At 36.0% G+C, this 12,449-nt stretch carries 12 protein-coding genes; 7 read left to right on the top strand and 5 right to left on the bottom strand.

The genetic code is table 11. From position 1 onward, the window contains the following. The first annotated feature begins 58 nt into the window (after positions 1–58). The gene (locus tag QUE72_RS12480; RefSeq protein ID WP_286269320.1) at positions 59–781 is read left to right on the top strand and encodes an AzlC family ABC transporter permease; all 723 of its coding nucleotides are present in this window, start codon (positions 59–61) and stop codon (positions 779–781) included. Next, positions 778–1,089, top strand: coding sequence for an AzlD domain-containing protein (locus QUE72_RS12475; protein WP_286269318.1), 312 nt, complete (start codon positions 778–780; stop codon positions 1,087–1,089). The genes QUE72_RS12480 and QUE72_RS12475 overlap by 4 nt, the downstream gene beginning before the upstream one ends. A gap of 52 nt (positions 1,090–1,141) precedes the next feature. On the opposite strand, the gene QUE72_RS12470 is transcribed toward QUE72_RS12475, so the two are convergent. Both QUE72_RS12470 and QUE72_RS12465 read right to left on the bottom strand, forming a co-directional pair. Further along, a complete protein-coding gene (locus tag QUE72_RS12470; protein ID WP_286269317.1) occupies positions 1,142–2,236 on the bottom strand; it encodes a 1-acyl-sn-glycerol-3-phosphate acyltransferase in 1,095 nt (364 codons plus the stop codon). A gap of 126 nt (positions 2,237–2,362) precedes the next feature. Next, on the bottom strand, positions 2,363–2,707 hold the full coding sequence (locus QUE72_RS12465) for a DUF3718 domain-containing protein (protein WP_074495592.1): 345 nt from the start codon (positions 2,705–2,707) through the stop codon (positions 2,363–2,365). A gap of 205 nt (positions 2,708–2,912) precedes the next feature. Here QUE72_RS12465 and QUE72_RS12460 point away from each other — a divergent pair, with 205 nt between their 5' ends. Next, positions 2,913–3,422 (top strand): GNAT family N-acetyltransferase, encoded by a 510-nt coding sequence (locus QUE72_RS12460; RefSeq protein WP_286269315.1) that lies wholly within the window; start codon positions 2,913–2,915, stop codon positions 3,420–3,422. 137 nt (positions 3,423–3,559) lie between these two features. After that, positions 3,560–3,916, top strand: coding sequence for a ribosome hibernation-promoting factor, HPF/YfiA family (gene hpf, locus QUE72_RS12455; RefSeq protein ID WP_074495594.1), 357 nt, complete (start codon positions 3,560–3,562; stop codon positions 3,914–3,916). A 66-nt stretch (positions 3,917–3,982) separates the two neighbouring features. Here the strand turns inward: hpf and lepB are convergent, their stop codons facing one another. Continuing rightward, entirely contained in the window at positions 3,983–4,639 is a 657-nt protein-coding gene (gene lepB, locus QUE72_RS12450; RefSeq protein ID WP_074495595.1) for a signal peptidase I, read from the bottom strand. A 297-nt stretch (positions 4,640–4,936) separates the two neighbouring features. Here lepB and QUE72_RS12445 point away from each other — a divergent pair, with 297 nt between their 5' ends. Together QUE72_RS12445 and QUE72_RS12440 are read left to right on the top strand one after the other, a co-directional pair. Then, complete coding sequence (locus tag QUE72_RS12445) at positions 4,937–5,731, top strand: DUF2884 family protein (RefSeq protein WP_286269314.1); 795 nt, start codon at positions 4,937–4,939, stop codon at positions 5,729–5,731. 98 nt (positions 5,732–5,829) lie between these two features. After that, complete coding sequence (locus QUE72_RS12440) at positions 5,830–6,588, top strand: tRNA-uridine aminocarboxypropyltransferase (protein ID WP_286269313.1); 759 nt, start codon at positions 5,830–5,832, stop codon at positions 6,586–6,588. 28 nt (positions 6,589–6,616) lie between these two features. On the opposite strand, the gene QUE72_RS12435 is transcribed toward QUE72_RS12440, so the two are convergent. Then, positions 6,617–7,384 carry a PEP-CTERM sorting domain-containing protein gene (locus QUE72_RS12435; protein ID WP_286269312.1) on the bottom strand — a complete coding sequence of 256 codons (768 nt, stop codon included), beginning with the start codon at positions 7,382–7,384 and terminating at the stop codon, positions 6,617–6,619. Between the two features lie 233 nt (positions 7,385–7,617). Here QUE72_RS12435 and prsT point away from each other — a divergent pair, with 233 nt between their 5' ends. Further along, a complete protein-coding gene (gene prsT / locus QUE72_RS12430; protein ID WP_286269311.1) occupies positions 7,618–10,413 on the top strand; it encodes an XrtA/PEP-CTERM system TPR-repeat protein PrsT in 2,796 nt (931 codons plus the stop codon). A 252-nt stretch (positions 10,414–10,665) separates the two neighbouring features. Here prsT and QUE72_RS12425 read toward each other — a convergent pair whose 3' ends face one another. Then, positions 10,666–12,330, bottom strand: coding sequence for a dipeptidyl-peptidase 3 family protein (locus tag QUE72_RS12425; RefSeq protein ID WP_286269310.1), 1,665 nt, complete (start codon positions 12,328–12,330; stop codon positions 10,666–10,668). Positions 12,331–12,449: the final 119 nt, after the last annotated feature.

The raw sequence follows: 12,449 nt of genomic DNA, 5'->3' as shown, positions 1-12,449 counted from the left end.
TGAAAAGATGCTGTATCATAACAATAATCAGAAATACTAAACATCTCATTGTAAACTAATGCAAAACATCAAAAAGAAATACCTTCTAAAAGGTTTGCTAGATATGATGCCGTTGAATTTAGCGGTATTACCCTGGGGGATCTTGTGCGGTTCGTTAGCGATACAACGTGATTTTACCGTTCTTGAAGCGTTGCTAATGCCTTTAATTGTTTTTGCTGGTGCTGCGCAATTAGTCTCTATCGAGTTAATCGCTGGAAATGCGTCTTTGGCAACCATATTATTAACAACGTTTATTATTAGCTCACGGCATTTTCTTTACGGGCTTGCCTTACGGAATAAACTAAAGCATTTACCTAAACGTTGGCGTTTACCCTTAGGTTTTTTACTCACTGATGAGTTATTTGCTTTCTCTGGGCGAAAGCAGGCTTATAGGAATAATAATCGCCTATATTATGCTTTATCTGCTGGAGGAAGCTTTTATATTACTTGGTTTATTTGGAACCTTATTGGTGTAATGGCGGGAAGCTTTTTACCCGATTTAACCGAATTAGGGTTAGATTTTGCGATAGCAGTTACCTTTATTGCGTTGGTTGTTCCAGGCATTAAAGACTTTTCAATATTAATTACGGTAGTTGTATCTGGCGTACTCGCTATTATTTTTCAGTTATGGCACTGGCAGATGGGGCTTGTTTTATCTGCGCTAGGTGGGATGTTTGCTGGTTATACTGTCTCTCAATATCAAACTAGGTTACGTAAAGTTTATCAAGGAGTAGAGAAATGACGTTACTTATTATTGTATTGATGGCAATGATTACGTTTTTATCAAGATATCTTTTTTTGCATCCTAGTCTACCGTTAAAGTTAAGTCCCAGAGTAGGGCATTTCCTAAGTTTTAGTGCACCAGCGGTGCTAACAGCTATATGGGTACCGATTATTTTTATCAGGGATGAGCAGTTAGCACTATCTGTCAATAATCCGTATCTAATTGCGGGAATTACTGCCATTCTTTGCGCCTACCGTTTTAAAAGTATCTACCTAACTCTTGGGATTAGTTGTTGTATGTTTATGCTGATAAAGTTCTATTTCTAGTCAACACTATCGCCTAGGTTTTCCCTTAAAAAGCTGTTTAATGTGATGGTTCTTAGATCATTTGATGTTTCGCAATAACCGGATTCGCATACATTTGAATCAGTAACGATTTTTCTTGAGAACTAAGGTTTTCAAAGCGAGCTGTTAAATTCTCTAGTGCGCACAGGTCGCCTGATTGGAGGTACTCGTATGCATTTTTATTACTGGAAAACACATGATAATTACCGATGATCTGTTGATCAATCGCTGCTGCGATAGCTTTACTGTCAATGTAATCACCTTGAATTGCTTCACCAAACGCTAAATGAACATGACCTTTATGACCAACAATACCTTGCGTAATGCTGTGTAAGTCTTCGTGCTCTTGCTTCTCATAGCTGCCTTCTGTTTGCATCTTTGCTAACTCTTTCGCTTTATGTTGATCACAGGGATCAAATTCGTAAGAAATTGATACGGGAATAATATTTAATTGTTCAAGGTAGTCAGCAATGCTTTGATCTTTGGACTTATTGAGTAATAACATCGAAATTAATGCTGCATTTGTTTTATCAATACCATCCTTAGCACGACCTTCTTTTTGTGCAATCCAAATATTTTGTTTTTTATCAGTAAGACTATGCAGTATATAAGCAGATAATTGCTTGGAAGCGGTTAACATAGCACGTTTGGTTTTTTCATTACGTTTAACAATAAAACTTTTATTGACCCGCATTAAGTCTGCAACCCATTGTTTACTTAATAAGTTATCGCCTACAGCAGCTTCAACGGTTGAACAATTATTATCATGTAATACATAATTAATTAAAGCGACATCTAACACGATGTCTCGGTGATTACTAATAAATAAGCATGGCTTGTTTGTAGGAATGTTCGCTAAACCACTATGCGTTAAAGAGGTGATAGTGCTTTTTACCAACGCGTTTAAAAATCGCGAAACATAACGTTGAATGTCATCCACGCAATTAAATTTACGAGCCTTCTGTTTTATTTTAAACTTCACAATCAGTCGAGCAAATGCCGGAAAGGTAGAAAATGTTTTAGGTAATGAAAACACAGCTATGGCATCGATAAACTCTTGTTCTGCAATTAAAGAATGTACTACGCTTTTAACTTCACTATCGTTGTAGGGGCGAATATCGTCAAACATGAAAACTCAAAAAAAATAAACGTTTAGGCTGCAGAATTATAACTAAAAATCTATGTCTAAAAAATAAAATTACAAAAAAAAGCACCAATAAATGGTGCTAAGGGAATATACAAATAGGTTAGATGACTAAGGAGCGGTTACATCCTTAATTGTCACTTGCCCTTGACGGTACTTAGGGTCTAACATTCGTTGAATTTTTTCAGGTGATTTTCCATACTTTGCAACAAAGTCACTAACGGGTAAATCGTTACAGTGTAAATTATTGTTAATATATTGACGTGAATAGCCTGACTGTTTTATCGATGTTAATAAAGCTACTCGACTGCCTTTTGCTGCAGACATACATAACGTAGTTGTAACGCTATCGTTTGCAGATACTAATGTTGCAGAGGTTAATGCTGTACTATTTGCGCTACTGTTAAATGCGATTGCAAGTGCTGCTACGGTGATTGCTGTTGTGATTAATTTCATTCTAACTCTCCTGTTTCATGATTCAGTAAACCTATTGCAGTGAAAGTGCCAATGTTAAAAAGTTAATTAAAAACAGTTGTTTATAAGTTTTTTTATGTTTTCTCGTCATTTGAAAACGACATTGATTTTTAATTATTGGTGAAATAAACTAAAAAGTAGTGAAATTTTCATAAGTATAAAGTCATCGAATGAATGAGGGGATATTTTGATAACCATCGAAACAAAACGGTTAACCTTGCGTTTATTAACGCATCAAGATGCCAATATGATCTTGGCATTACTTAATGAGCCAGCATTTTTAAAAAATATTGGCGATAAAGCGGTTCGTGATTTACAAAGTGCGAAACATTACATTGATACTGGGCCACTAACACAGCTATCACAATATGGCTTTTGTTTACTTTGTGTGGTGCAAAAAAGTTCAAATAGGGCAATAGGGCTATGTGGTTTGATAAAGCGTGATGGTATAAAACATCCAGAGATAGGGTACGCATTGTTAAAGGAGTTTCATGGAAAGGGGTTGGCTTATGAAGCGGCTGAAAGTGTGATTTCTTCTATCGAAAAGAGCGCTAAACTTAGTACTATTCAAGCAATATGTCATCCAAAGAATAGTCGCTCAATTGCTTTATTAGCGAAGCTAAAGTTTATGCAAATAAAATTGATTGCGTTACCAGAACAAGATGAAAAGGTATTATTATTTGAGCGTAAAATTTAAGGTGAGAATAATTATCATACTAAATATGTATCAATAATATGCACTTGGGTTTTTTACATGATTTATTCGCGATTATTACTTGCGTTTTAGCTTTTTTACCCCAGTCTTATAATAGGTAATTAAAAAAAGGAAAAGCTATGAAAATAAACGTTTCTGGTCATCACGTTGACGTTACTGATTCTGTAAAATCACATATCGAAGAAAAACTTGAAAAGATTGCTAACCATTTTCCTACATTAATATCGCTAGAGGTTATTATTACAAAAGCGCATGGTAAACACCATGTAGAATTGACCACCAATTATGAAGGGGCACCAGTTGTTGCTTCCGCTAAAGAAGAGGTGATGTATCCTGCAATAGCAAATTCTGTGAAGAAGCTTGATGCTGCACTAAAACACAGAAAGGGTTTGTTGAAATCGAAGCTTCATCAAAAACCGATTGTTACTTCACCTGATGTTGCTCATGAAAAAGTTCAGGAATTAAATTTAACCTAACCTACTTAATCGAATAAACGCGATCTAATGTCAATGGCATAAAAGCCTTTTTAGATCGCACCCATGTTAAATTTCTTTCAAAAATCGCTCTAAACGGGGTAAGTAGTAATTATCATAATCTAGAGAAAATGCGACTCGTTTTGTGCGACCAATAATTTCACTTCTCGGTACAAACCCTATTACTCTTGAGTCGGCACTATTGTTCCTATTATCACCAAGTACTAAGTAATGATCGTTTGGTACAACAACAGCTGGAAAGTTTCCGTAATTATTATTTTGTTCAGTCACTTTAATTTTATGAGAATTATTCGCTAACTTTTCATTAAATACATAAAAACCAGTATTTTCCGTCTGACCGTGTTGCTGGTATTTTATGGCCTTATTGTTAATGAATAAGCGATTATTAATTAATTCAACGGTATCACCTGGAGCGCCTATCACGCGTTTTACTAGACGTTTCTGAGCGGCTTTTGATTCAAAAATAATGATGTCATTTACTTGAGGATCACTTAGCTTAAAAAGTGAGTATTGAACAAAAGGTAGCTGAATATCATAAGCAAGCTTATTAATAAAAATGCGATCCCCCTCAACGATTGTTGGTTTCATTGAACCTGTTGGCACATCATTCCAGTCAGCAACCGCACTTCGAAACACTAGCATCAAAAAAATAAATAGTACAAATAGTTTATTGCTGTTCCAAAAGTTATTAATGTGTTTTTTCATTGCATGCAACCTTAAAGTGTATTTGTGGCATTATTTATAGTCGGCAAATGAACACTTTTATTACCCTTATGAACTTAAATTTTTGGATTAATTGACTAACGTGAAGATAATTAGAGTATTTTTAGATTTAATTGGTTAAATAAACTAAAAAATAGCTACTTGACCTAAGTATGCTGCTTCTAAATATGTATCATTAAAAGAAATAATAATAAACCCTTGTATTATCAAACAGATAAAAGTTGGCACTTCATTTGTATTGTTTAAGGAGTAATAACGTGAATGATAAAGGATAACAAGATGAAAACATTGATTGCAGGTGCAGTATTATTATCGACCAGTGCAATGGCACATGACACACATTTCTCAACAGATACATGCGATATTGATTTAAATTCAGGGTTAAGTATTCAAAATGACGTGATCAGTTTTAGTAAGAAGGGTAATACGCTTTACCAGCTTATCAATGACCAACAGTTAGTCATTAACGATAAAACAATTGGCTTAACTGCAAAACAACAAGCAGTTGTTACACAATATTCTCGTGAAATTAGGGGGTTAGTACCAGAGGTTAAAAGTATTGCTATTGATGCAATAGAGTTAGCATCTGAGGGGGTAAACTTAGCGTTTGATGAACTGCTAGGAGCAGGTAACAAAATTGGCGCTGATTTATCTCAGCAGTTAAACACACTAAAAGTCGATGTAGAAAACAATTTTGATGTTAACCAGTTTGCTATTGATGAGCATGGTAGTTTAGACGCTGACTTTTTAGGGGAAGACTTCGAGCAAAAAATTGAAAATATTGTTGAAGAGACAGTACAAAACTCAATGGGAACCTTGCTCATAGCCGTTGGTCAAGAGCTATTGCTTGCTGGTGGTAATATGGATGCCTTTGAAGAAAAAATGGAGAAATTTGGTGAGCAGGTAGAGTATGAAATGGAATCTAGAGCTGAGGTAATAGAGCAAAAAGCTGAAGGATTGTGCAAATCTGTGGAAAGCATTGATCGCTTGGAAGAGCAATTAAAAAGTCTAGTTGATGAAATGCCTCAATTAGATGTTATTACAGTACAAAGTAGCGATCGTAAAAAAGCATAGCTACTTCAAAGCCAATAATAGTAAGGCATGTTTACATGCCTTTTTCTTTTCTGAATAAACCCGTAAAATACGCGTCTCTTTGTTCTTAAGACAATATCATGCACGCAGTACAACAGTTATATTTTCAACGAAAATCGCAATCTACTAAGCCTTTTAATGCGAGAGGTAAAGGTGTTACGCGTTGTGAGTTATGTCAACTAGCCCAAAAGCATTGTATTTGTCTGCTTCGGCAAAAAAAACAAACTCATTGTGGCTTTTTACTTTTGATGCATGATTGTGAAGTATTAAAGCCAAGTAATACTGGTCGCTTAATAGCAGATGTCATTACTGACAGCTATGCTTTTCAATGGCGTAGAACCGAAGTAAGTGAAGAGCTAATCAATCTTATTAATCATTCTGATTACCAACCTTTTGTCATTTTCCCACATCAATATGCAACCGATGATAGGAAAGTGTATCACCACTTACCTGAAAAGAAATCTAACAAGAAACCGTTATTTATTTTACTTGATGGCAGCTGGCGTGAAGCTAAAAAAATGTTTAGAAAAAGTCCTTATCTTTCAACATTACCCGTGTTGTCATTATCATTAGATGTGTTAAGTGCTAGTGGCTATGTATCCACATACAGCCTTCGTAAAGCAGAGCAGGGGTTTCAATTATCAACGGCAGAGGTTGCCAGTTTATTATTATCTGAAGCAGGGGAGTATAAAGCGGCGGAACACTTGTCGCTTTGGCAGCAACTTTTTGAATATCGCTATCGAAAAAGTGTGTGTCAGCCAAATCATTTAGATCCTGCGATTGAAAGTGTTTACCTAGACTTTGTGAATACTGTAGATAAAAATAAAGCGCCGAAATAGGCGCTTTATCGAAGGATATTATTTATTGCTAAACAGCACGCTTTCTTAATGCAAGCCCTGCAAAGCCCAGTAACAACAACATTAATGATTGTGGCTCTGGTATTTCAACTGACTGATCATCGGCGATAGAGACTAAACCTTCAATGATATCGTTTGCACAGGTCATCGACCAGCGAAACGCGATTTGAGTGGCGGTTTCTAATGCGGTACCAGCTACATCAAACGAAAAGGTAATTTTGTTGTTATTCGCGTGCCAGTTATCATCACCGTAACTTGTATGAATATTGTTATAATTTCTTAACGATACTGCTTGATTTTGGCGATGCGAACTATCAGTTGATGTTCTAACACCAGTGTTATCAAAACCTGACACTAAACGGCCTTGACCTTGTGTGCTATTATCTCGATGACTTTCAAGAAGCTCATACGCATAATTCCAATTTGTCGATGTATTGTTAGAATACTTCGAGTAACGATCTGTTTCGCTTTCTTGTGATGTTTTCCAACCGTTCATGTTTACAGGTAAATCGGTAGACATAAATAAATCACCAAATTCAATCCCGTTATAACCGTTTTTTCCAGCAAAGTTAGTAAAAACATCTACGGTTAGCGTAGTGCCTGTGCGTTGCACGACCATGTTTTGAATGTCATATATACTGTTGCTACCTTTAACATCGCTTCCATAACCTGCACCGATATAATTATCATTGATGCTCGTTGCAGGAATATCCTGTGCTTGAACTAATACTGAGCTTGCTGAAAACAGTACTGCTCCAATCCATTTTAAAGCTTTCATTTTAATCACCATTAAATATTTTTAATTAGATTACTTCATCTAATTATCTAGCTTAGCATTTATTGTGCCATGAATTTAAATCATTGTTTTTTAATGTTTACTTTTTATTTTGAATGTAAAAAACAAATAAACTGTAAAGTTACCTGACACTGATTAATTAACAAGCGGCTATTGCTGTTTATCTATCTGCTAGCTTATCATACGACATAAAAGGAATAATGAGAACTTGATTAATGAATCAATTTACACAATGTACGTTTTGTATTTTATTAGCCATAACAAGTCAAAGCATTGATGCGGCAGAAAGCACGAGTCAACCGTACGAAAGTGCATTAAAAAGCTTTTACGTGGATGACTTAAATGAAGCCGTTATTCATTTAAAAAATGCATTAAAAAACAACCCAGACCACCTGCCATCAAGAATATTAATGGCGGAAATCTTAATTGCACAAGGCAATGGAGCGGCAGCAGAAATTGAGTTGAACAATGCAAAGCAACAAAATGCTGATGAAAAAAAACTAACGCCATTATTCTTAGAAGCTTACTTATTACAAAATCAATATGAAAAAGTAATCAACAACGCCACGTTGACGATTGGTGACAATAAACTTAATAGTCAAATATTAGTATTAAAAGGACGAGCATTGTTCAAAAAGAATAGTGCCAGTTTAGCCGCGATTGAATACAAAAAAGCATTATCACTCAACGAGAATAATGGCGATGCATTAATGGGGTTGGCTCAAGTTGCGCATAAAAAGAAACAATTTAATGAAGTATTATCATTAACTGAGCAAGCATTAAATGTGTCACCATTAGATATCAATGCCTTACGTATGCAAGCCGAAGTTTATCAGCTTCAAGGTAAGCTTAATCTTGCTGAGCAAGCGATTTCAAATGCAATTTCATTAAATGACCAGCATATTCCTGCTTTACTCACTCGCGCTAGTATTTTAATTGAACAGCGACAATATCAGATCGCTTTAGAAGATGTTAACACCATTTTAAAAGAGATCCCTAATGAACCTAGAGCAAACTTTTTAAAAGCGGTCATTACTTATACTTTAGGCATGGATGAAGCGTTTAAAGAAACTACCTCTCATTTAGAAGTTGTGTTATCAGGCTTACCTAAAGATGTGATGGATGAAAATCCGATTTATCATTATTTGGCTGGTGTCGTGAGTTTTAATCAGCAACAAATGTTAAAAGCAGACGAAAGTTTACGTAAATATTTAGCGATTATGTCTGATGATGTAAGAGCATTAAAGCTGCAAGCTAAAGTATCCATTGCATTGAATGAGTATTTTGGTGCTAAAAATAATTTAGTGAAAGCGCGTTTAATTACACCGAATGATCAAGAAATTTGGTCATTGCTTGGTCAAACTTATTTGGCAACAGGTGAAGTTGAAAAGGCAGCTCGATATTTTCAAGATGTTATTGCTGCAAATCCTGATTCAATCGCTGCTAATTTAGATTATGCAAAGCTATTAATCGTAAAAGGTGACTATAGCAATGCGATTGACAGACTTAAGGCAACAGAGAAGCAAGATGAAAATAACCCACAAATTTTGCAAACTTTAGTCAATGCGTACCAATCAAATCGAGACTTCCTCAATGCTGAGAAAGTGCTTTTGCGTTTAGTCGAAAAACAACCTGAAAACGATTACTTGTATCAACAGCTAGGTGTTGTAAAAGGGCTGTTAGGCGATCATCAACAGGCTAAAACGTACTTTACTAAAGCAGCAGAACTCGCGCCGAATAATGTTAAAACAACCATTCATCTTGCCCGAATCGCATTAATGTCAGGTAACATTAAGGATGCGAGAAAGATTATTGAACAAAAGCTTGATGTAAATAACGAACAAATCGAATTGCTTTTAGAGCTGGGCGATACATACGTTAGTGAAAATAACCTTGATGTTGCAAATCAATATTATGAAAAAGCGTATAGTATTAAAAGGGACAGCTCGCTTGCTGTGAGCAAGGTTGTAGATATTCATGTGCTAAAAAATGAATTTAATAAAGCCATTGAAGTATTGAATAGTTTTGTCAATCGTACAAAAGCAAATTCATCGCTAAGTCATCGCTTAGCACGTTTAAATATGCAAGTGAAAGATTATGAAGAAGCGGTAAGACATTTTCAAATTGCAGTAAAAGATACAGAAAATAAATCACCTGTGTTATTGAGCTTTGCTAAAGCACAGCTAGCCATGCAAAATCAGCAGGGGGCGGTTTCAAGCTTACAGAAAGCTATAGCGTGGAATGAAAACTATTTTCCGCCTTATAGTCAGTTAATCACGTTATTTGGGCAGCGAGGCGAACAAGAAAAAGCATTTGATTTGATTGATGCTCTCATCGAAAAAGTTTCGGTACCAGGGCTTGAAGACACCCTAAAAGGTGAAGTGTTGGCTCAAGTTGGTAATGCCCAGCAAGCAATTAAACGATTTAAACAATCATTAAAACAAGATAACTCCCAGCGTGCTACTTTGGGGTTATCAAATGTGTATATTAGTATCTATGAGTATAAACAAGCCATTCAATTGCTATCAGATTGGCTTGATAACAACAAGCAAGACTTAGTGATAGGTGTTGCCCTTGCCAGTATTTATAAGCAGCAAGAAAGCTATGATGCTGCCCAAGACTTGTATGAAAAATTACTGGATATGCATGGCGAAAAACCTAGTTTATTAAACAACTATGCTGGTGTATTAATCGCTCAACAACAATACCAAGAAGCGGTAACTGCCGCGGAGAAAGCTTATCAGTTAGCCTCAAATAGTATCGCTATTGCCGATACATTGGCGTGGGCCTATACACAGAATAATCAAGCTGACAAAGCATTGCCTATTTTTAGAAATGCATTAGCAAGAGAATCAGATAATCCTGAAATTAAGTATCATTTAGCTGTTAACTTAATAGCCTTAGAGCGTAATGCAGAAGCAAAGATGTATTTACAAGAGGCAGTTGACTCTACTATAGATTTTACGGGGAAAAATGAAGCTAAAGCGTTGTTATCATCATTAGTATTGTAATGATAATTAGAGCGTGTTGATCTTTGCTGTTTAAGTTTAGTTGAACCCTTTGGGCTGTATCTGTTTGGCATTTCTACGGTGTTAACGCTTGACTGGAGTAGAATAACTACACAGCGCAAGTGTTGCCTTGTATAAATACCAAACAAATTGCGGCAAAAGTAAACATGAAAGATCAACACGCTCTAAATTAACTGGCGTTACTAAGCGTTAAAAGTAAAGTTGAGGTATACGTATGCGTATACCTCATTTGTATTAGTGTAACCCCAATTGTTTTTTCCCTTGCTGATAAGTGATGTCAACAGGAATATTGGCTTGATTTAAACGAGCAAGATCTTGGCCCAATTGTTCAGTAATAATGCCTGATTGTTTCACTAAGTTATCAACCTCTTCGTAATCACCTGTGCCTTGTAGTGTTAATATCAATGTGGAAAGGCTATTAATCGCTTCGCTCATTTTTTGATAATTCACTTGATACAAGCCTTGTTCATTGCGAGTAAACGCACCTTGCTCAGCGAAATAATTAAAGCGAACCATGTTTGCTTTACCATGTGCTGAACTTGCACCAAAACGCACTGAACGGAATATCCCTGCTAAAAAAGTGGTGTAGTAATCCTCTAGCTCGCCTTCAGTGATCACTTTCTTATCGAGCAGTTGACGAACCATATACAATCCTAGAATATCGGCTTTGCCTTCTTCTAAAGCTGATGCATGTTCTTTAAGCGCTTGTCGCACTGTTCCCTTGTTATTTATAGTATTCTTAATGCCAAGGCCATGAGCAACTTCATGAAACATTGTGTTTGCAAAAAAAGCGGTGAAAGTAACGTGTTTTCTTTGCTCTGGCACAATTAATACTTCGGCAATAGGTTCCATAATGGCGTCATATTTTGCGCGCATAGCATTTTTAAGTTGCAGGCGTCGAGTGCCTTTCTCAAGTTGAACTTGTTCATCATTAGGTAAATTAATGGCAATTGTTTTACCGCCAGCATTGGCATGCCCTGTGGCATAAATTACTTCATATGCGTTTAAATCAGCATCTGTACCAGGCATTTCTTTGCGGTATTTTTTGCTTACTGGCAAGCCTTTTTGTAATTCTGGCAGGTATTCAGCATACTTCGCTAACTTTTCACTCCATGCCATATCTTTAATGAGAACGTATGACTCAAATGCTGCACGATAGCCATAAAGTTGATCTTCATAAGTTTCGATAGGGCCAATAACAACATCAATAGGATTATTTTTCATATCCATCCATGCAAAGTCTGATGGCTGGTAATCATCTGTTAATAACGCTTCAGCACGCATAGTTAGGTATTTTGCAAAGTCTTTATCTTCGGCAAATGTTGCAGCTTTTTGTAAAATTGCGGCTATTCGTTGTAGTTCATCGTGGTAAGCTTCAGAGTAAGCAATGGCGATTAGTTCTCCTTGCTCATTTCTTCTCACTAGTGAATATAACCCTGTTTTGTCTTCAAAATTTGCTTGTTCAAATTCTTCTTTGCTCATATCGTGCGGATAAAACTCTGCGCCCAACGATTTTTGTTTAATACCTTGTAGAAAAGGAGTGTCACCATTCATTCTGTCCCAAGGGCCATAGTTGATAGAGGCAAACGTTTTTGCTTGTTTATTATCAATAGAGTTTAAGAATTGAGTTTTGTTCTCACTGAATGCTTGTTGCCAAAAAAGTTGATCAATAATATCTGATGCTTCAATTAATAGTGCTAACATTTTATGTTGTTTTTCGCTTAAATGAGAGAGATCAGCAGATAGTGTGACATCTTTATAAATGTTGAGTTTACCTTGATAAGATTCGGTAAGTTGTCGTGATGGTGTGTTTTGCTGAGGTTCTGCTTTATCGTTACATGCGGTTAATGTCACAGAAGCTGCAAGTATAATTGTACAAGCCAGTATTGATTTTTTCATTATTTTTAGCCTATTGAAACAGATGTTCAAGAGACTAGAGAAATTTTTATCAATTGGCAACTAATGCCTTGCCTCTATGTCTTTAAACTTTCACTAAGTGAGCATTTAGCTGTACGAAT

This window comes from Thalassotalea hakodatensis, assembly GCF_030295995.1.
Classification (GTDB): domain Bacteria; phylum Pseudomonadota; class Gammaproteobacteria; order Enterobacterales; family Alteromonadaceae; genus Thalassotalea_C; species Thalassotalea_C hakodatensis.
This window is presented reverse-complemented; position numbering and strand designations above follow the sequence as displayed.

Coding starts and splice junctions, on each gene's coding strand:
- QUE72_RS12445 (WP_286269314.1), top strand. CDS start 4,937: ATGAAAACATTGATTGCAGGTGCAGTATTATTATCGACCAGTGCAATG.
- prsT (WP_286269311.1), top strand. CDS start 7,618: ATGAATCAATTTACACAATGTACGTTTTGTATTTTATTAGCCATAACA.
- QUE72_RS12440 (WP_286269313.1), top strand. CDS start 5,830: ATGCACGCAGTACAACAGTTATATTTTCAACGAAAATCGCAATCTACT.
- QUE72_RS12425 (WP_286269310.1), bottom strand. CDS start 12,330: ATGAAAAAATCAATACTGGCTTGTACAATTATACTTGCAGCTTCTGTG.
- hpf (WP_074495594.1), top strand. CDS start 3,560: ATGAAAATAAACGTTTCTGGTCATCACGTTGACGTTACTGATTCTGTA.
- lepB (WP_074495595.1), bottom strand. CDS start 4,639: ATGAAAAAACACATTAATAACTTTTGGAACAGCAATAAACTATTTGTA.
- QUE72_RS12435 (WP_286269312.1), bottom strand. CDS start 7,384: ATGAAAGCTTTAAAATGGATTGGAGCAGTACTGTTTTCAGCAAGCTCA.
- QUE72_RS12480 (WP_286269320.1), top strand. CDS start 59: ATGCAAAACATCAAAAAGAAATACCTTCTAAAAGGTTTGCTAGATATG.
- QUE72_RS12470 (WP_286269317.1), bottom strand. CDS start 2,236: ATGTTTGACGATATTCGCCCCTACAACGATAGTGAAGTTAAAAGCGTA.
- QUE72_RS12465 (WP_074495592.1), bottom strand. CDS start 2,707: ATGAAATTAATCACAACAGCAATCACCGTAGCAGCACTTGCAATCGCA.
- QUE72_RS12475 (WP_286269318.1), top strand. CDS start 778: ATGACGTTACTTATTATTGTATTGATGGCAATGATTACGTTTTTATCA.